Source organism: Desulfolutivibrio sp. (genome assembly GCF_036584575.1).
Classification (GTDB): Bacteria; Desulfobacterota; Desulfovibrionia; order Desulfovibrionales; family Desulfovibrionaceae; genus Desulfolutivibrio.
Genome location: NZ_JAZHDB010000113.1, coordinates 1 through 19932 on the forward strand (window position 1 = coordinate 1; position 19932 = coordinate 19932).

The 19932-nt window shown below is 66.7% G+C and carries 15 protein-coding genes; 8 read left to right on the forward strand and 7 right to left on the reverse strand.

Features of this window, described 5'->3' with window-relative positions:
• A partial coding sequence (locus V3572_RS08715) for a hypothetical protein (protein WP_442877372.1) occupies nucleotides 1–263 on the reverse strand: 263 nt, incomplete at its 3' end.
• Nucleotides 264–399: 136 nt separating this feature from the next.
• On the opposite strand from V3572_RS08715, the gene V3572_RS08720 reads away from it, so the two are divergent.
• Both V3572_RS08720 and V3572_RS08725 read left to right on the forward strand, forming a co-directional pair.
• Nucleotides 400–3678, forward strand: coding sequence for a UvrD-helicase domain-containing protein (locus tag V3572_RS08720; RefSeq protein ID WP_332110600.1), 3279 nt, complete (start codon nucleotides 400–402; stop codon nucleotides 3676–3678).
• Nucleotides 3679–3681: 3 nt separating this feature from the next.
• Complete coding sequence (locus V3572_RS08725) at nucleotides 3682–6741, forward strand: PD-(D/E)XK nuclease family protein (protein ID WP_332110601.1); 3060 nt, start codon at nucleotides 3682–3684, stop codon at nucleotides 6739–6741.
• A gap of 129 nt (nucleotides 6742–6870) precedes the next feature.
• Here V3572_RS08725 and V3572_RS08730 read toward each other — a convergent pair whose 3' ends face one another.
• The 5 genes from V3572_RS08730 to V3572_RS08750 all read right to left on the reverse strand — a co-directional run bounded on the left by V3572_RS08730 (nucleotide 6871) and on the right by V3572_RS08750 (nucleotide 11787).
• Nucleotides 6871–8280 carry an NAD(P)/FAD-dependent oxidoreductase gene (locus tag V3572_RS08730; RefSeq protein WP_332110602.1) on the reverse strand — a complete coding sequence of 470 codons (1410 nt, stop codon included), beginning with the start codon at nucleotides 8278–8280 and terminating at the stop codon, nucleotides 6871–6873.
• A 106-nt stretch (nucleotides 8281–8386) separates the two neighbouring features.
• Entirely contained in the window at nucleotides 8387–9610 is a 1224-nt protein-coding gene (locus tag V3572_RS08735; protein ID WP_332110603.1) for an HD-GYP domain-containing protein, read from the reverse strand.
• 434 nt (nucleotides 9611–10044) lie between these two features.
• Nucleotides 10045–10503 carry a lysozyme inhibitor LprI family protein gene (locus tag V3572_RS08740; protein ID WP_332110604.1) on the reverse strand — a complete coding sequence of 153 codons (459 nt, stop codon included), beginning with the start codon at nucleotides 10501–10503 and terminating at the stop codon, nucleotides 10045–10047.
• Nucleotides 10504–10627: 124 nt separating this feature from the next.
• Nucleotides 10628–11308 (reverse strand): TylF/MycF/NovP-related O-methyltransferase, encoded by a 681-nt coding sequence (locus V3572_RS08745; protein ID WP_332110605.1) that lies wholly within the window; start codon nucleotides 11306–11308, stop codon nucleotides 10628–10630.
• Nucleotides 11305–11787 carry a DUF3124 domain-containing protein gene (locus V3572_RS08750; RefSeq protein WP_332110606.1) on the reverse strand — a complete coding sequence of 161 codons (483 nt, stop codon included), beginning with the start codon at nucleotides 11785–11787 and terminating at the stop codon, nucleotides 11305–11307. Before V3572_RS08750 ends, V3572_RS08745 begins: the two co-directional genes overlap by 4 nt.
• A 146-nt stretch (nucleotides 11788–11933) precedes the next feature.
• On the opposite strand from V3572_RS08750, the gene V3572_RS08755 reads away from it, so the two are divergent.
• The 4 genes from V3572_RS08755 (at nucleotide 11934) to V3572_RS08770 (ending at nucleotide 16435) form a co-directional block, all read left to right on the forward strand.
• Nucleotides 11934–12389, forward strand: coding sequence for a hypothetical protein (locus tag V3572_RS08755; protein ID WP_332110607.1), 456 nt, complete (start codon nucleotides 11934–11936; stop codon nucleotides 12387–12389).
• Nucleotides 12390–12561: 172 nt separating this feature from the next.
• A complete protein-coding gene (locus V3572_RS08760) occupies nucleotides 12562–14070 on the forward strand; it encodes a catalase (protein ID WP_332110608.1) in 1509 nt (502 codons plus the stop codon).
• 280 nt (nucleotides 14071–14350) lie between these two features.
• The gene (locus V3572_RS08765) at nucleotides 14351–14899 is read left to right on the forward strand and encodes a bacterioferritin (RefSeq protein ID WP_332110609.1); all 549 of its coding nucleotides are present in this window, start codon (nucleotides 14351–14353) and stop codon (nucleotides 14897–14899) included.
• Between the two features lie 306 nt (nucleotides 14900–15205).
• Entirely contained in the window at nucleotides 15206–16435 is a 1230-nt protein-coding gene (locus V3572_RS08770; RefSeq protein WP_332110610.1) for a methyltransferase domain-containing protein, read from the forward strand.
• 171 nt (nucleotides 16436–16606) lie between these two features.
• On the opposite strand, the gene rfbA is transcribed toward V3572_RS08770, so the two are convergent.
• A complete protein-coding gene (gene rfbA, locus V3572_RS08775) occupies nucleotides 16607–17485 on the reverse strand; it encodes a glucose-1-phosphate thymidylyltransferase RfbA (RefSeq protein WP_332110611.1) in 879 nt (292 codons plus the stop codon).
• A gap of 136 nt (nucleotides 17486–17621) precedes the next feature.
• Here rfbA and V3572_RS08780 point away from each other — a divergent pair, with 136 nt between their 5' ends.
• Complete coding sequence (locus tag V3572_RS08780) at nucleotides 17622–18452, forward strand: MogA/MoaB family molybdenum cofactor biosynthesis protein (RefSeq protein WP_332110612.1); 831 nt, start codon at nucleotides 17622–17624, stop codon at nucleotides 18450–18452.
• A gap of 120 nt (nucleotides 18453–18572) precedes the next feature.
• On the forward strand, nucleotides 18573–19932 hold a 1360-nt coding region (locus tag V3572_RS08785), incomplete at its 3' end, for an endonuclease Q family protein (protein ID WP_332110613.1).

The following is a 19932-nucleotide window of genomic DNA, read 5'->3' on the forward strand; positions in this document are numbered from 1 at the left end:
TTGAACGCCGCCTGGCGCGCCACGCCGTCCACCGTGACCTCGTATTGCGCAAACACCCGGCGCAGCCGCCGCAAGCCCAGCCCCGGAAAAACGAGGCCCAGCACCCGGTCCAGGCGGCGCCCGGCGGCGGCGGCCGGAATCGTCAGCGAGACGGGCGCGGTCGGCATGTCCGGCGCATCCATATCTTCCATGTCTTCCGGGTCGTTCGGGGCGCCGTCGCCAGGCACGTCGTGGCACGGACGTCGGTCAGGATTGTCGGGCATGGGAAAACCCTTCCGGCGCGGGGGAGAGGCAGGCCTGGACCGTCGCGCCTTGCCGGTCCCGGCCTGGGGGGCTATGATGCCAGAACGCCCCGCCGGTGGAAACCGGACAATACCGAAGCGGCCAGGGAGGCCCGGCATGATCGAACGGGTCAAGGCATCCGCCGGTTCCGGCAAAACCCACCGCCTCACCGGGCGATTCGTGGACCTGCTGCTGGCCGCCTCCGAGGCCGCCCCGCCCCCGTCCTGCGGCAGGGCCGCCGTCTCGCAAAACGCCCCGGAGCTCTACGGCGCAGGCGACATCATGGCCATCACCTTCACCAACAAGGCCGCCACGGAGATGAAGGCCCGGGTGGTGACCTTGCTCAAGACCCTGGCCATGCGCCGGGATACGGACCCCGAGGGGCGGCGGCGCTCCCGCAAGGCCGCCCGGGAGCTGGATCTGCTTTTGCGCCACGCCGGACGGCTCAACGTGCGCACCATCGACAGCCTGCTGTCGCTTCTGTTGCGTCTTTTCTCCCTGGACATGGGCCTTTCCCCGGATTTCGAGACGGTTTTCGACAACGCCCGGCTCTTCGATCCCCTCTTCGACCGGCTGGCCGCCCGCCTGGACGCCGGGGATGCGGCGTTGGCCGGGCTGTTCGAAAAGGCCGCCGACAGCGTGGCCCGGCAGGGGCAGACCGGATTCCTCACCCGGCAGGCCGTTTTGGAGCGCCTGCGCCGGGTCTTCGACCACCTGGCCGCCAGCACCGGCCCCCTGCCGGACGCCGGGGGGGCGGGCATCCATCAATCCTCCGCCCGGCTGTCCGCCGCCCTGCGCACCACCGCCCGCACGCTCCTGGAGCAGATGGACGCCGCTGGCGTCGAGCCCGTGAGCCACTACGCCAGGCTTTTGGAGCGGGTGGCCGAGCTTGCGGAGATGACCGCGCCGCCGGATTCGGCCTATGCGGGCAAGGAGGACGTGGCCGACTGCCTGAAAAAGACCTCCCGGGACCGGGCCGGGGAGGCGCTTAACGCCCTGCACCGGACCTTCCTCACCCTGCATGCCCGGGCCAGACAGGACATCCCCCTGTATGCCGCCGCCCTGGACTGGCTGCCGTTCGTGGCCCTGGCCGGGCGGCTTCTGGACGGACTGCCGGAGATGATCCGTGAGGAGAGCCTGTTGCCCGCGTCCCTGTGGCCCTCCCGGGTGGGACAGGCCCTTGGCGGCGGCGGGGGAGTGCCCGACGCCTGGTGCCGCATGGGCACGCGGCTGACGCATCTGCTCATCGACGAATTCCAGGACACGAGCATAAGCCAATGGGGCGTACTCGACCTTTTGTCCGCCGAATGTCTGTCCAGGGGCGGCGGGCTCTTTTATGTGGGCGACGTCAAGCAGGCCATCTACGGCTGGCGCGGCGGCGCGGCCCAACTCTTCGACACGGCCGTGACCGCCTCGGGCCTCGACCAACTGGCGGCCGTCTCGGACGAGACCCTGCCCTGCAACTGGCGCAGCTCCAGGGCCGTGGTGGACTTCAACAACCGCTTCTTCGGACTTTTGGCCGACCCCGGCGCCGCCCTGTCGGCCGCAGGCGAGCTCCTGGGCAAGGCCCCGGAGGGGGACCGCCGGGAACTGGCCCGGCGGCTGACGGCGGCCTATGCCGACTGCGTCCAGGCCCTGCCCCCGGACAGGGAGGCGCCCCTGGGCCGGGTCAGCCTGCGCCGCCTGCCGGGAGACCTGGCCCCGGACTATGCCGCCAGCGCCCGCGAGGCCTGCCTGGAGCTTTTGACCGCCGACCTTTTGCCCCGGCTCGGGCCGTCGGGGGTGGCCATTCTGGCCCGCACCAACCCCCAGGCCGAGCGGATCAGCCGCTGGCTGGTGGAGGCGGGCATCCCGGTGGTCACGGAAAACAGCCTGCGCCTGGCCGACCATCCGCTGATCCGAGCCCTGGCGGCCTTTCTGGCCTTTGTGGACTATCCCGGCGACAACCTGGCCTTTTTCACCTTCATAAGCTCCCCGGAGCTGTTCGCGCCGGTGTCGGGCCTGTCTGCGGCCGCAATCCACGACTGGGCGGCCGACTCCGGCCAGGCCGGACGCCGGGGGGGCCTGGCGGCGGCCTTTTCCCGCGATTTTCCTGACGTCTGGCGACGGCTGGTGCGCCCTTACGCCCGGCAGGCCGGACTGACCGGGGCCTACGATCTGGTGCGCGAGCTTGTGGCCGCCTATGGGGTGCTGGCCCGCCGCCCGGATGACGAGGCCTTCGTGCGTCGGTTTTTGGAGGTGCTCTATCTGGCCGAGGAGCGCGGCGCAGGGTCGATTTCGTCCTTTTTGTCCTGGTGGACCCAAAGCGGCTTCGAGGAAAAGGCCCCCCAGCCCGAACATGTGGAGGCCGTGCGGGTTCTGACCATGCACAAGGCCAAGGGCCTGGAATATCCGGCGGTCATCGTGCCCTTCCACCATTTCCGGGCCGATCCCCCGGCGGATTTCGGACGCATCGCCATGGAGGACGGGGAGGCCCTGGTTCCCATGTGCGAGGCCATGGGCGAACCCCAGCGGGTGCGCCGGGTGGAGGCCTGCCTGGAGCAGATGCATCTGCTGTATGTGGCCTGGACCCGGGCCGCCCGGGAGCTGCACCTGTTTTTCCCCACCTTCCCCCTGGCCGGGAAAAACCCCGTGACCCGGGCGGCGGACGCGCTGTTGCGCCTGATGGGCATTGCGGACGACACGGCCTTTTTTGGCGAGCCGCCGACCGAGGCTGCGTCGGCCATCCCTGCCGGGGCGCCACAGGCAGGCCACGGCCCCGACCTCCCTGAAGCGGCGGGGCCCGAAGCGGCCGGGCCGAACGCCAGACCGGACGCCGGGGCCGTCGAGCCGCCCCTGGCCTGGATCATGCGGCTTAAGGTCTACCGCAACTCCGTGCGCGACGTGCGCGACAGCCTGGGGTTCACGGAGAAAAAACGGGGGCTGGCCGCCCATGCCGCCGTGGAGGCCCTGCGCCGCCTGGACCTGGCCGACCCCGGGGCGCCCCTGGCCGCCGCCCGGGAGGCCCTGGCCGAACGCGACTGCGCCCCCCCGGACCCGCGCCAGACCGAGGACGTGGCCCAAGACATCGCGGGCGGCCTGGCCTGGCTGCTTTCGCTCCCGGACATGGCCGGACACCTGGCGCGCGGCCTATCCGAGCGCGACATCCTGGACGAGGGCGGCCACAAGCACCGCCCGGACCTTCTGGTCTTCGCCCAAGACCATACCCTGGTGGCGGATTTCAAGACCGGCGCGCCGTCCCCGGACCACGCCGCCCAGGTGCGCCGCTACCTGCGCCTGGCCGCCCGCCTGCCCGAACACACGGCCCGCTTCGGCGCGGACTCCGGAAAAACCCGCCTGCGCGGCCTGCTGCTCTACCTGGACCGCCGCGACGCGGTCTGGGTGAACCCGGAGTAAGCCATGTCCAAAGCAGCACCCTCCTCCCGGCCGTCCATCCTGCTGGTTCCCTGGGACCGGGACTTCATCGACGCCGTGGCCGAACGGCTCCTGGCCGCCACGGCCGGGGATTTCCGCCAGGTCACGGTGCTTTTCCCCCTGCGCCGGGCCGGGCGGTTTCTCATCGACCGGCTGGCCGCCCACCCCGGGCTGGACAAGCCCTGCCTGCTGCCCAAAATCGCCGCCGTGGACCAATGGCTGGCCGAGCTTGGCCGGGTCATCCACGGCCATCCCTTACGTCTGCTCGATCCCCTGGGGCGGGTGGGGCTTTTGCACGCCGTGGTGCAGGATCTGCAAAAGGGCCTGGGCGACGTCCCCTGGACCGGAGAACGGGTCTTTCCCACCGAGCTGCACCGTTTTTTCCCCTGGGGCCTGCGCCTGGCGGAGCTTTGCGAGGAGCTTTTCCGCCACGGCGTGGCCCCCCGGAACATCGACCACGCCGCCGCCGACGTCCTGCCCCAGGCCGCGGCCATCCTGGAGAACCTCAAGGCCATCCACGCCGCCTACCGCCGCCGCCTGCTGGCCGGCGGCACGGCCACGCCCGGGCTGTGCCAGGCCTTGGCCGCCGAAGACCCGGAGGCTGCGTCGGCGCGGCTGGCCGGGGATCGTCTGTTCGCCTGCGGCTTTTTCGCCCCGTCAGGGAGCGAGGAAAAAATCTTCCGGACCCTTTTTACGGCCGGACGCCTGGAGATGCTGTGGCACGCCGACCCCTTGCTGGCCACGGACCCGGCCCGGGCCCACTTCAGTTGCCGGGAGCTTACGGATCTGGCCCGCCGGTTCGCCGCGCCCGTGGTGCTGCACGGCCAGACCCTTCCCTCGCGCCCCGCCTCGGGCCGCCGCAAACGGGCCGACGACGCCCTGCAGCTTCCCCTTTTCCCCGCGGCCGCGCCCCTTGGGGCCGACGAACTGCTGGCCGCCAAGACCATCCGCTTCTACGAGGGCTACGACCTGCATTCCCAACTGGTGGCGTTTAGCCGGGAGCTGGCCCAGGCCCCGGACACCGCCGACACGGCCGTGGTCCTGCCGGACACGGGGCTTCTGATGCCCGTATTGCACCACCTGCCCCGGCGCGACGTGAACATCAGCATGGGCTATCCCCTGGCCCGGTCCTCCATAAGCCGCCTGATCGAGACCATCCTGCGCCTGCAGGAGACGCGCCTCGGCCCCGGGCGCTACGCCTGGCGCGAGGTGGTGGCCTTTTTGCGCCATCCCTACCTGAAAATGCTCAAAACGGGCGAAACGCAGCCCCTGCGGCCGCTTTTTTCCGCCTGGGAACGCCTCGTGCGCCAGGGCGGCGCCCACCTGGACCCCTTCGCCCTGCCGCCGCCCGGGGCCGATGCCGATACCAATGACCCGGATGCGGCGACCGCCGACCTGACGGCCGCCAAGGCGCTGGCCGAGCGGGTGCTTGCCGTCTGCCTGGGGGCCTTCGAGGATGTGAAGACCCCGCGCGAACTGGGCGACGCCCTGGCCGGGCTGGCCGGGCTTCTGCTCGACGAGGCCCACGCCGGGGACATCTGGGAGCGGTTCCTCATCGACGCCGAGTGCCTGTTTCGGGTCACCAGCGGGGTGATCCCGGCGCTTCGCGGCGGGGATCTGGCCGACGAGCCGTTCCCCGCCCGCACCCTTTACACCCTGCTGCGCGGGCTGCTTTCGGCCGAGAGGGCGGCTTTCGAGGCCGAGCCCCTGTCCGGGCTCCAGGTCATGGGCATGCTGGAAACCCGGCTTTTGTCCTTTTCGCGCATCTATCTGCTCGACGCCGTGGAGGACCGCCTGCCCGGCGTGGCCCCCCACGATCCGCTCCTGCCCGACGCCCTGCGCCATCTGCTGGGCCTGTCCGACAGCCGCCAGCGCGACGCCGTGGCCGCCTACACCTTCTACCGGCTGATCATGGGGGCCTCGGAGGTGGTGATCTTCTACCGGGCGGGCGTGCAGAGCACGGGGCTGTTCGACGACAAGCCCATGCGCAGCCGGTTCGTGGAGCAGCTTTTGTGGGGCATGGAGAAACGGCGCGGCGAGGTCATAAAGCCCGGCGATCCGCCGCTTTTCACCGTGTCCCTGCCCCTGCGGGCCATCGCCCCGCAAGACGCCTCGGTGGAAAAGACCCCGGCCGTGCGCGCGGCCCTGGACCGGGTTCTGGAAAAGCCCCTGTCCGCCAGCTTCCTCGACGCCTATCTGATCTGCCCCTTGCGATTTTATTACGGCCGGGTGCTGCGGCTGGCCCCCCTGGACGAGGTGGCCGAGGAAGGCGACGCCGCCGGGCTCGGCACCCTGGTGCACGAGGTGCTGCGCGCGACCTTCGCCCCCCTTGTGGGCCGGGAGATCGACGGGACGCACATCGGCCTCGAACCGCTTTTTTCCCGCCTGGACGCCGCGCTGGCCGCCGCGCCCTTTTTCCATGCCCTGCCGCCGGACGGACGGCTGGTGCTGGCCCGAACCTGCCGGGAGCGGCTGCGCCGCTATGTGGCCGGGATGCCCCGCACCACGCCGCTGTCCCTGGAGACGCGGCTGTCCCTGAGCCTGCCCGGGGCCGGGCGGGAATGGCTTTTCACCGGCATCGTGGACCGGGCGGATCGCCGGGCGCCGGGCATCGTCATCCTGGACTACAAGACCGGCAAGCCGCGCAAGCCCGGGGCGGCCCTGTGGGAGGACGAGGGGTTCTGGGGGCGGCTGGGCGACCCGGCCGCCTGTGAGGACGAGGGGCTTTTGTGCGAGGTGCGCGACCGGGTGCAAAGCGTGCAGTTGCCGCTGTACGCCCACCTGTACGCCAAGGCCACGGGGGAGACGCCCGTTGAGGCGGCCTGCGTGGAGTTGCGGCGAAGCGGCGAGGAGTGCGGGCTTTTCGGGGAGAAGTCGCCCCCCGAGGTGCGCCGGGAGGCGATACTTATGCGCACGCCGGTGCTCGTGGACTACCTGGTGCGGCACATCGTCGCGGCCCCGCGCTTCGCGCCGACGCCGTCGCGGGCCTGCGACTGGTGCGAGTTCGCGGGACTGTGCGGCGGGGACGGCGGCGGGGAGACGTGAGGCGCACGGCCATGTCCGCCCGTGCCTTTTCGCAGGAAACCCGCCGCTTCAGGCGTTGAAACGCCTCTTTGGCCGGGGCCTGCCGAGGGTGACGTTTGGGGAAAAACCCTGAAGCCGTCCCGTTTGCTGCTAGCGCTTGTCTTCCCAGTCGTAATATTTCAATGCCACTTGCGCACCGAGCCACCGAAACGGTTCCGGCGGGATGTACGGAAACGAACCTCCCGCATACGGCGTCTCCATCCAGGGATGTTCTTCCCCCTGGTGCAACGCGGCAATGACCTCGCCAAAAAGGATCGACAGGTTGACCCCCTGCCCGCTGTACGCCAATCCGTAATAGATGTTGCGATGCTTTCCGGTCACGCCGACGCTCGGCGCGCCATCAAAGGACATCCCCAGAAGCCCGTTCCAGACATACTCGAACCGGATGCCGCACAGTGCGGGATACATGCGCACCAGCTCCTTGCGCATCATATCGCCTATTGCGGGCAGATTGCCGCGATACCGCACATCGTTGCCAAAAAAATACTCCGCGCTGCCGCCGCCGATGACGATGCGGCTGTCCGGCGTCAGCACCAGGTGAAAGAGGGCGTTCCGGGAGTCGAAAAACGGCAGGCGGCTTCGCCAGGCAATCTCGGCAAGCTGCCTGCCGGTCAGGGGCGGCGTGACCGCCATCTGGGCATGCACCGGCATGACCCGGCTTGTGAAGTACCCCAGTTTGGATGTGTAGGCGTTGGTCGCCAGGACAATGGCCTTGGCCCGCACGGTGTGGTTTCCATCTCCGATGCGCAGGACAATCGTCTCGCCTTCCTCGATGTGCGCCACCGGGCTATCCCCAAAGATGCGCACGCCCGCGCCTTCGGCCGCCGTCTTGAGCGCCTTGACCAGCTTCATGGCATGCACCGAGCCGCCATTTGGATCGTAAACCCCGCCCGCGAACATGTCCGTGCCAAGCTCCCGGGCGGTCTCCTCTTCATCCATCAATTCCAGGGGAATCCCGACACTATTGGCCTCTTCCACATATTCTTCATAATAGGGAAGATCCTCTTCATCGTAAACGGCATGAACATATCCGTCCAACTGCAAATCGAACTCCACGCCCGTTTCCCGAATCAGCTTTTGCAGTGTCTTCATGCCGTTTACGGTCAAATCATAAACCAGTTTGTGGGTTTCCAGATCGTGGGCGACCTCGAAGGATTCCACACCCGTTTGCGGCAGCACCATGCCGCCATGTCTTCCCGAAGCGCCATGCCCGGCTTGGCGCGCCTCCAGCAGGACGATGCCCAGCCCCGGGGAGCGCCGAGCAAGATGCCAGGCGCTGGAAAGGCCAGTGTACCCGCCCCCGATGATGGCGACATCGACGGTCAGATCCTCCCGCAACGGCGGACTGGTCAGGGGGCTTTCCAGCGCCCAGTAGCTGTCGTTGGGATCGAAAGCCAGCGCGGATTCGCCCAGGACGTAGGGAATGCCGATCCCGGCGGCGGCCACGGCCCCTCCGGACAGGGCCGCCATCTTGAGAAAACTTCGCCTGGAATGCTTCATCCGCATATCCCCCTTCCCGCGGCTTACGGACACGGGCGAAAAACCGGTCTCACCATGATCGCCGTGTCCCCCCGACGGCTTCGGTCCGGGCTGGCCGCCACCCCGGTCAATTCATGACGGCCGAGATGTCGATATTGAAGCGACGCGGGTCCACCGCCTCCGCAATGGTCAGGGGCGGTCCCGCCGAGGCGAGGCCAGGCTCGGCCAGATCCACGAATTCGGCCGGTATGGGACGCAGGGCGTCGTCGAAGGCGGCCTTGACCGTGGGGAAAAGCGGGGCCAGGGCGTTGGAGGCCCAGACCAGCCCATAGCGGCTGTCGCTTAGGCGCACGAAACTGCCGACGGGGTAGATGCCCAGGCATTTGATGAAACGCTCGACCATGGTCGGGTGAAAATCCTTTTCGCGCATGCCGTACATGACCCCCAGGGCCTGGGCCGGGGGCATGCCCTTCTTGTAGACCCGCTCGCTGGTCAGGGCGTCGTAGACGTCGGCCAGGCTGATGATCCGGGCGAACATGGAGACCTCCTCGCCCCCTATGCCGCGCGGATATCCGCTGCCGTCGTATTTCTCGTGGTGCTCGACGATGGCCGAAAGCACCTTGGGCGTCAGCGCCCCCATGCCCTTCAGGATCACGTAACTCTCCAGGGGATGGCGCTTGATCACCTGGAATTCCCGGGCGTCGAGGCGGCCTGGCTTGTTGAGCACCTCGCGGGGGATGTTGGCCTTGCCGATGTCATGGAAAAGCGCCCCCAGCCCCAGGGGGTGCAGTTCGTCCCCGGGAAGGCCGAGATACTGCCCGAAGGCCGTGGCCAGGACCGTCACGTTGATGCTGTGGGTGTAGGAATATTCATCATAGAACCGCAGCTTGCACAGTCCGGTCAGGGTCTCGCGGTTGCGGGAGACGCTGGAGATGACGTCGCTTACGAAGGCCTCGGATCGCTCGAAATCCACGCTTTTTTCCTGGTACGCCTTGTGGATGAAATCCTTGGCGAAGGCCAGGGCGTCCTCGTAGACCTTCCTGGCGGCAGGAAGCTCCTGCGCCATGGGGACGGAGATGCCGGACGCTGAAGCGGGCGACGATTGTCCCGTGAAGGCCTCTTTGAAAAGCGTCCCCCCGGACAGGCGCCGGGTGGCGTCGTCGTCGAAACCGCTTCGTTGGGTGTCAATGAAGGCCTCGGCATAACCTTCCGAGGTGATGGCCTGGATGGTTTTCTCGCTCGTGATCGGCCCTTGGCTGGAGAAGAGATACGGATATTCCAGCCAGGACAGGCCGGTATCGACGACGTACATGCCAACGGCGAGTCTGTTCACGTCCATTTTGACGATCATTCACGCCCCCGGTTTTTCTTCTAAAAACCACCATACCCCATATACCGGCCATTATCGCATTCTTCAAATGCTTTTTTTCATGCCTATTTCTGGTGAAATACTATTCTATTAACATAACCATCGCTCGAACCGCCGTGAAGGGAACAGAGAAAGCCTTGCGGAACAGCACTGATTTTACCAAAATTGTGATCGAGCTGGCGGCGGCGGTGTCCCGCACGCGGGATGGTGCAGGAGGCGTGGGATGACGGGGGGGAGGCAATCGGAAGCGATTTGGGTCGGGCGGTTCGTCAGGGATGCAGACAGAGGCGTTGATCGTTCGTTATGGTGACAGGCTGGGTTGAGAGAATCTGTCCCAACCCCTGAAAACGAAAGGCCCCCCGATTCCGGGGGGCCTCGTTGTCGTCGCTACCGCCATTGCCGCGCCCGCCGCACCCTCACGGGCACTCCGCGTCCGGCGGCCCCTCCATATCCATCATCTTCCCGTAGCAGCGCAGTTGGATGGCCCGCTTGCGGGTCAGGTCCACAACCTGCGCCTCCTCCACCAGGGGCCAGATGGTCCCGTCCTGGGTGGAGAAACGCTCCCGCAAAAATTTTATCTCCGCGTCCCGGAAGCCGATCCAGGCCCTCTCCGACGCCTTGAGCGCCTCCCTGGCCCCGGGCTCAAGGGCCTGCATGAGCGCCGCATAGGCCGCGTTGAGCTCCTTGTCCCACTGCTGCCTGGCCGTCGTGGTGCATTGGCCGATGCTCGCAGTGTCCATGGCCTTCTGGCGGCACGCCTCGAAGGCGGCGTCGATGGGATGCCCGGCCAGGACCGGCGTCCCCGGGGTCGACAGCAAAAGCGCCGCGATGACTGCGAAAAAAACTGCCGGACGAATGCGCGCGCAACGCGACATGGCGGTTCTCCTTCAGGTTGCAGGCGAAACGGCCTGGCCACGCCCAAGCGGGAGCGGCTGGCCGACCATCACTGTGCCGTCGTGCGGATCGGGCCTGGCCGCGCCCAAACGGCAGCGGCCCGCCCTATTCCTTGACCACGAACACCGGCGTCTCATGGGAAAAGGGCAGTTTGCGAAGCCTCACCCCTCGTCCGGCGAAAAATTCCTCCACCGCCGCCGTGCCGCCGCACTCCGTGCCGTAGTCGTCCAGCACCACGACCCCGCCCGGAACCACCCGGTCGTACAAAAGCTCAAGCCCAAGCGCCGCAGGCTCGCGCACGTCCGTGTCGATATGCAATAGCGCCACTCGGGCCGCCGGATGCGCCGTCACCCAGGCGGGCAACGTCTGCCGGATGTCCCCGGCCACCAGCTCCACGTTGCCGATGCCCTTATGCTCCAGCGCCCCGCGCAGTTGTGCAACGGAGATGCCCTGCCCGGCCCCACGCTCCCAGCCCGCCACAAAGGCCTGGTCGGCGGCGGCATGGGCGTCCCGCGCGTCCGGCTGCGGAAAGGCCCCGAAGGCGTCGAACCCGATGATCTTTCGCGACCGGGGCGACTCCAGAAGCTCCCGAAACGTGGCGAAGCGCAAAAGCGAACAGCCCTTGAACACTCCAAGCTCCACCACATGGCCGGGCAGCCCGGTGATCATCCGGTACAGCTCGAAATGGGCCGCGATCTTGCCCAGGCGCGTGATGTCCGAGGTCAGGTGGAAGCCGTTTTCGTAGTCCCAGGCCTTGGCCGTGTCGAACCCCAGAAAGGTGCTCATTCCTCGATCACCCGCCCGGCGCAGACAAAGGAAATCCCCTGGTTGGAGCTGGCCCCGATCATCACCGCCTCCACCACCGGGACGTTGATGGCCTCGGCCGCCGACCAGCGCACGATGCAGTTGGCCCCGGAGCCGCCCGCCTCGTCGCGCTCGTCCACGATGAACTCCCGCGTCCCCAGCGGCGGCAGGGTCACAGGCTTGTCCAGAAAATGCCGCACCAGCCCGCCCTCGGTGTCGTAATAGTCCGCCCCGAGCACGGTCATGGGTCTTCTCAGGTCGGTGTTGCGCACGCTCACGGTCACCGTCAGGTTAAACGGCCGGGCCTTGATGCCGTGGTAGATGTGCGAATAGACCGGCACGTAGATGGTCTGTCCCTTGGACAGAAGCGCCCCCCCCTGCCCGCCCGCAAGGGCCACCCCGGCCAACGCGGCGAAAAGCGCCGCCGCACGCAACATCAGTCCTACGATACCCCGCGCCATGGCTCCCTCCCGGTTGAAACGACTCTCGGCCTCATCTACCCTCCCCCTCCCCACCGCGTCAAATCTTCGGGTTGTTCTTTCCATCGGGCTGGTCTATGGGGAGGATAGTCGTCAAAATCCTCATACATCGTCCTTGGAGGCCCCCCATGCCCCATGCCAGACGCCCCAAACCGACCGGCTGCCGCCTGCTCCTGGCCCTGTGCCTCGTCCTGGCCGCGACGCTCCCGGCCATGGCCCAGACGCTTGCCCCCGACACCATCTCCGGCCTCTACGTCCATTCCTCCGACCCCCGGGCCACCATCAAGCTCCTTCTGGCCCCCTCGGAAAAGGCCGGACAACCCGTGGACCGGATATGGGGCGTGATGTCCTTCAAAGACCCCAAGGCCAAGGCCGACTCCTGCATGTTCGAGTTCCAGTCCACGGTCAAAAGCAACGTCATCACCTGCCGCGACGCCATGAACCCGGGCTGCGAGATCCGCCTGCGCCTAGAGGACCGCACCGTGATCCTCGACGCCGCGCCAACCTGCTTTCACGTCTACTGCAAGGGCCAGGGGATGATCCTCGAAGGCGTCTACGCGCGCACCGGCAAGGGCGGCAAGTAACCCGGCCAGCCCTGAATTTAAAATTTTTTCGCCCCGGCGGATCTTCTCTTTTTGCTTGCAACGGAGAACAATTCTCCATAAAGAATAGGTCCACGTTTATGGTCGCGACGACCGGAAAATCCGTCTTCTCAAAGATCTAACGCCCCCGCAACCTCAACCCAAGGAGAACGCCATGGCAAAGAAGAAATCCACCCTGTCCACGGCCTTCGGCATCCCCGTGGGCGATGACCAAAACAGCCTGACCGCCGGGCAGCGCGGCCCTGTACTCATGCAGGACGCGCATCTTTTGGAGAAGCTGGCCCACTTCGACCGCGAACGCATCCCCGAGCGCGTGGTGCATGCCAAAGGCGCCGGGGCCCACGGCGTCTTCGAATGCACCGCCGATGTCTCGCGCTATACCAAGGCCAAATTCCTGACCAAGGGCAAAAAAACCGAGATTTTCGCCCGGTTCTCCACCGTGGGCGGCGAAAAGGGCTCGGCCGACGCCGAACGCGACCCGCGCGGGTTCGCCGTCAAGTTCTACACCGAGGACGGCAATTACGACTTCGTGGGCAACAACACCCCGGTCTTTTTCATCCGCGACCCCTTGAAGTTCCCGGACTTCATCCACACCCAGAAACGAAACCCGGCCACCAACTGCAAAGACCCGGACATGTTCTGGGATTTCCTGTCGCTCACCCCGGAATCCATCCACCAGGTCACGGTGCTGTTCTCGGATCGCGGCGCCCCGGCCACCTTCCGCAACATGAACGGCTACTCCAGCCACACCTACGTCTGGTATAACGCCAAGGGCGAACGTTTCTGGGTGCAGTATCACTTCAAGACCGACCAGGGCATAAAAAACCTCACCCGCCAGGAAGCGGCGGCCATGCGCTCCAAAGACCCGGACCACGCCACCCGCGACCTGCACGACGCCATCGCCCGGGGCGAGTTCCCCTCCTGGACCCTGGAAATGCAGATCATGCCCTATGAGCAAGGCCTCAAATACCGCTTCGACATCATGGACATCACCAAGGTCTGGCCGCATGCCGACGTGCCGCCTATCGTGGTCGGCACATTCACCCTCAACCGCAACCCCGTGAACTACTTCGCCGAGGTGGAGCAGGCCGCGTTCGGCCCGGGCAATCTCGTGCCGGGCATCGCCGCCTCGCCGGACAAGATGCTCCAGGCCCGGCTTTTCTCCTACCACGACACCCACCTGCACCGCTTAGGCCCCAACTACCACCTCATCCCGGTCAACGCGCCCAAGGGCCGCCCGGAAACCAGCTACCAGCGCGACGGCTTCATGCGCGTGGACGACGGCGGCGGCTCCGGCCCCAACTACTGGCCCAACAGCTTCGGCGGCCCCGGCCCGGACGAAAAGGCCCTGGAGCCGCCCTTCCCCGTGGAAGGCACGGCGAACCGCACCCCCTACGGCCATGAAAACGACGACTTCGTGCAGCCCGGGGCGCTTTTTTCCAAGGTCATGACCGACCAGGATCGCGCAAACCTCATCGGCAACATCGTGGAGCACCTCGGCGGCGCACAAAAACGCATCCAGTTGCGCCAGTGCGCCCTGTTCTACAAGGCGCACCCGGACTACGGCGCAGGCGTGGCCAAGGGCCTCGGCCTGCCGCTGGCCGAAGTGAAAAAACTCGCCGCCATGAGCCAGGAGGAGCGCGCCAAGGCCACAGCCGAATAAAGAAGGGGAGGCCCCCTGGACCCCCCTTCCAAAAACTGTGTCGCGCTTCGCGGCCGGGCGCGGGAGAGATTATATTCTCCGTACCACCTGGCTTTCCGGGCGTTTTGCCCGGCGCGACGCGCCGGGCAAAACGCCCGGAGTCAGGGGGTCCGGGGGAAATGATTTCCCCCGGGCGGGGTACGGGGCGGCAGCCCCGATTGCGCTCGGGGCGGCAGCCTCGGGTAATTGTTGAGTAACAGCGGCAAAGTGCATATTATTGGCATAAAAAAGGAGGACAGTCATGGCGAAAGCTGTTTCGGACAAGGACTCGCGTCGCGAGAAGGTCATCGAGGTCTTGAACAAGGCCAGGAGCATGGAGTTGTACGCCATCACCCAGTATATGAACCAGCATTACGGCCTGGATTCCATGGATTACGGCGAACTGGCCAAGAACATGAAGCTCATCGCCATCGACGAGATGCGTCACGCCGAGCAGTTTGCCGAACGCATCAAGGAGCTTGGCGGCGAGCCTGCAACGGGTTTTACGGACAAGGTGGTCAAGGCCCAGGACGTGCGGGCGATCTTCCCGTTCGACACCAAGTTGGAAGACGACACCATCGACGCCTACAACCAGTTTTTGCAGATCTGTCGCGACATGGGCGACAACGTGACGGTCAAGCTCTTCGAGGCCATCATCGACGAGGAGCAGGCCCACTTCAACCACTTCGACAACGTGGGCAGCCACATCGCCAACCTGGGCGACGTGTATCTGTCCAAGATCGCCGGCACCCCGTCATCCACCGGCGGCGCCGCCAAGGGGTTCGTGCTGGGCACGGGCGCGGCGGGCTGAGCATTTCTTCTTGCCGTTTGCGCGATCCAAACGCCCCGCCCGCGCGGGGCGTTTCGCATTGCGGCGACAAGGGGCCTTGACCACGCCGCAGGCGGGATTATGTCTGAGAGCGCGTCCAAGCCGCTGGCCGCAGAGACGCTGCCGTGACGTTTCGGGCACGGCCTTCCGGCCATGGTCCGACGTTTTCCTGGTCGGCCGTCGCCTGCTGTAAATCCAACCCAAAACCGTCCCACGCGCGCTTGCCGCGCGCCGGGACATATCCCATCAACCTATGAACCCAAACCAGGGTGAGCAAAGAAGGAACCCGTGTCCCGCATCGACAACACCCACGTCGCCACCCTCGAACTCTCCCTGTCCTGGCGCGACGAGACCGCCCGCCACGAGGAGCGGTATCTGGCCCGCAAGGTCAATCCCTGGCGCGACATCTTCCCTCCCGGCCTGCGCGAACGCCTGGAAGGTCTGGCCGTGGGAGAGACGGCGTCCTGCGCGTATGCCCCTGGCCATGCCATCCCGGCCCGCCGCGACGACATGGTCAAACGTCTGCCGCGCAGTTCCTTCACATCCAAAACCGTGGCCGGACGTCACATCGAACCGCGCCTGGGGCGTTTCTATCCGCGCGGGCTTTTTGCCGGACTGTGCGGCGTCTTTCCGCAGGACCTCCGCCCGGCCCGCATCGTGGCCATGGACGCGGACAGCCTGACCCTGGACCTGAACCATCCCCTGGCCGGGCGACCGTTTACGCTTGCGGCCACGGTGCGCCACCTCGCGCCCAAGGCCTCGGACACGGGCGGGCATCTGTTCTGCTGGCTGGAGGAGATGGCGGACTACGGCCCGGGCATGCAGTCGCCCCTGCCGGGCATGCCCACGGATTTTCTCTCCGGCGACGCCCTGTCCCGGCCGGACGCCTCGCCGGACGCCGATTTCTACGCGCAGCCGCGCCTTTTCGGGCACATCGACGCCCAGGCCGACGCCCTGTTGACCGGCGTCTACGCAACGCACCTGCGCCCAGGCATGGCCGTCCTGGACCTCATGAGCTCCGTGGCCTCGCACCTGCCCCTGGAGGCGGATATCGCTTTGCCGGGGCTGCATGTCACGGGCCTTGGCCTCAACGCCCGGGAGATGGCCGCCAACCCGCGCCTGGCCGAACGCGTGCTCCACGACGTAAACGGCGATCCCGTCCTGCCCTTCCCGGACGCCGCCTTCGACGCCGTGTTCCTCAGCCTGTCCGTGGAATACCTGGCCCGGCCCCGGGAGGTCATGGCGCAGTGCGCCCGGGTGCTCAGGCCCGGCGGCAGGCTGTGCGTGGGGTTCTCCGACCGCTGGTTTCCGCAGAAGGTCACGACCGTCTGGCCGGACCTGCACCCCTTCGAACGCCTGGGCCTGGTCGCGGCGCTTGTGCTCGACACGGGATCGTTTGCCGACCTGGCCGCCACCAGCCTCCGCAACTGGTGGCGGCCCACGGACGACCCGCACATCCGCCAGACCATAACCAGCGATCCGGTGTTCGTGGTGACCGGAGAACGGGGCGGGGCGTAAGGCGGCGGGCTCTCCCTCCCGGGTCTCCTGAAATGACGACAGCCCTCCGGTTTCGACGAAACCGGAGGGCCGCAACCGCCCACGACGGCGAAGCCGCCGGGGGCGCCGTCAGGAAAACCCCTTTTACCGGCCCGGCCCGGCCGCGCCGTCCCTGGTCGGCGATCTCCAGGGCTATGCCTCCCGGGCCTCCTTGACCACTTCCATCAGATATTGGCCGTAGTCGTTTTTGAGCATGTCGGCGGCCAGATGCTCCAGGGTGTCGGCGTCGATGTAGCCCATGCGGTAGGCGATCTCCTCGATGCAGGAGACCTTGACGCCCTGGCGGTCCTGCACCACCTGGACGAAGCTTGCGGCCTGGAGCAGGGATTCGTGGGTGCCGGTGTCCAGCCAGGCGTAGCCGCGCCCAAGAAATTCCACCTTGAGGTCGCCGCGCCGCAGATAGGCGTTGTTGACGTCGGTGATTTCCAGTTCGCCCCGGGGTGAGGGTGTGAGGCCCTCGGCGATGGCGACCACGTCGTTATCGTAGAAATAGAGCCCCGTGACGGCGTATTTGGACTTGGGCCGCTCGGGCTTTTCCTCGATGCTGATGACGTGGTGGCCTGCGTCAAATTCCACCACGCCGTAGCGTTTGGGGTCGCGCACCTTGTAGCCGAAGACGATGCCGCCCGAGGTCAGTTTGGCCGAGCGTTGCAGCACGGCAGCCAGGCCGTGGCCGTGGAAGATGTTGTCCCCGAGCACCAGGCACACGGGGTCTTTGCCGATGAACTCCTTGCCCAGGAGAAAGGCCTGGGCCAGTCCCTCGGGCCGCTCCTGCACCTTGTAGGACAGGGACAGACCGATCCGGGAGCCGTCGCCGAACATCTCCTCGAAACGCGGCAGGTCGGTGGGGGTGGAGATGATGAGGATTTCCCTGATCCCGGCCAGCATGAGCACGGACAGGGGATAATAGATCATGGGCTTGTCGTAGATGGGCAACAGTTGTTTGCTGACCACCCGGGTGATGGGGTAGAGTCTGGTGCCGGAGCCGCCGGCCAGGATGATTCCCTTCATGAAGGTGCCCCTTTTCGCGTATATTGGCCGCCGGGCCGCCCCAGGCGATGACCCGCCCGTTTCGGCGCGGCGGCGCGGGAGAGTGTAAAAGCGCTTGGCCCAACATGCAACACACAAACCACAAAGGCGGATGTCCATGGGCATGACGCAGACGAACATACTGGTCCACGGCCCCTTCGAGGCGGTCCAAGGGGAGGGGTTGCTCCTGGTCGATCCCGACTCGGCCACGCTTACCGACCGGACGCTTCGGGGCGTGTCCGAGGGCGGCCCGGCCCTGTTGCGAGCCAGGGCCGGGACGATCTACCGGGACGGCGGCGGCGAGCCGGTCCTCCAGGTGCTCGGCAGCTATTTCTGGCCCGGGTCCACGGGCCTGTACCGCACGGCCCTGTCCTGCCGGGCGCTTCGGCCCTGCCTGTTCCCGGACGGCGAGACGCGCCTTGTTCCGACCCTTTCCGGCATAAGCCTGGCCTGGATCACCTTAAGCGACAAGGGCGCGGCCGGAAAACGCACGGACACGAGCGGCCCGCTCATCGCCGAGATGCTGCACGAGGCCGGACAGGCGGGATTGACGCGCGGGCAGATCATCCCCGACGACGCGGCGCTTGTGCGGGCGCTTCTGACCGACCTGGCCCTGACCCAGGGTTTTGACTGCATCGTGACCACCGGCGGCACGGGACTTGGCCCCCGGGATTTCACCCCCGAGGCCACATGCGCGGTCCTCGACAAGCGCCTGCCCGGCTTCGAGGCGGCCATGCTTGCGGCGTCTTTGGCCAAGACCCCGCATGGGGCCATCTCCCGGGCCGTGGCCGGGACGCTTGGGGCGAGCATCATCGTCAACCTGCCGGGCAGCCCCAAGGCCGTGCGGGAAAACTTCGCGGCGGTTTTGCCCGCCCTGCGCCACGCCCTGGACAAGCTGCAAGGCGATCCGGCCGACTGCGCCGCCGTGGCGACGGGAGCGACACGATAGGGGGGATGGTTGGGGAAACCCTCCGGGGGCCAAAGGGCTTCGCCCTTTGGAATCCCGCAGAAAGGGGCGATGTCGGCGCACGCCCTTGCTTCGGGCGGATGGAACGGGTATGGCTGACGCATGGATCAGTATCTTGCCGATTTCCATATCCATTCCCGCTATTCCCGGGCCACCAGCAAGGCCCTGACCCCGCGTCATCTGGCCGCTTGGGCCCGGTACAAGGGACTGACGGTGGTGGGCTGCGGCGACTTCACCCACCCCAAGTGGCTTGCCGAGGTGACCACCCAACTCGTCCCGGACGGCACGGGGCTCTATCGCCTTGACGAACGCGAGGATCTGTCTTCGGAAATCCCCTGGCTCGGCGGCGAACCCCTGACCAGCCGGGCCCGGTTCATCCTCACGGCGGAAATCAGCTCCATCTACAAACGCGGCGGCAAAGTCCGCAAGGTCCACAACATCGTCTTCGCCCCCAGCGTCGAGGCCGCCAAACGGCTCAACGCCAAGCTGGCCATGGTGGGCAACCTGGAGTCCGACGGCAGGCCCATCCTGGGCCTGGACAGCCGCAACCTCCTGGAAATGGTCCTGGAGTCCGACCCCCTGGCCTTTCTGGTCCCGGCCCACATCTGGACCCCCTGGTTCTCCCTTTTCGGCTCCAAGTCCGGGTTCGACTCCATCGAAGAGTGTTTCGGCGACCTGTCCCGGGAAATCTTCGCCCTGGAGACGGGGCTGTCGTCCGACCCGGACATGAACCGCCTGCTCTCCGCCCTGGACCGCTTCCGGCTCATCTCCAATTCCGACGCCCATTCCGGCGAAAAGCTCGCCCGGGAATGCAACATCATAAGCGGCGACCCATCCTACGAGGGCATCTACCGGGCGCTACGCGGCGAGGGCGTGGGACCGAAATTTTTGGGAACGGTGGAGTTTTTCCCCGAGGAGGGCAAATACCACCTGGACGGACATCGGGAGTGCGGCGTGGTCATGGAGCCCACGGAGACCAAGTCCCGGGGGGGGTTATGTCCGGTGTGCGGCAAGCCGTTGACCTGCGGGGTGCTGCACCGGGTGCTGGAACTGGCCGACCGCCAGATTCCGGCGACGCCCGAGGGCATGCCCGGGTTCACGTCGCTGATCCCCTTAGACGAAATCGTGGGCGAGATTTTGGGCGTGGGGCCCAAAACCGGCAAGGTCAAGGCCATGCTGTCCCGCATAAGCAGGACCTTCGGGCCGGAGATGACCGTGCTGCGCCATGCGCCCACGGACGCTCTGGGAAAATTTTTCGCGCCCCTGGGCGAGGCCGTCTCCCGCATGCGGCGGGGCCATGTCACCCGCGAACCTGGATTTGACGGCCAATACGGCCGCATCCGGGTCTTTTCCGCCGAGGAGCGCCGCGACCTGGCAAGCGGCGGACGCCTTCTCCCCGGCGCCGCCATCCGGGGGAAAGTGGCGTCCCGGGCGGCCAAAACCGCCGACGCCGCCCCGGACC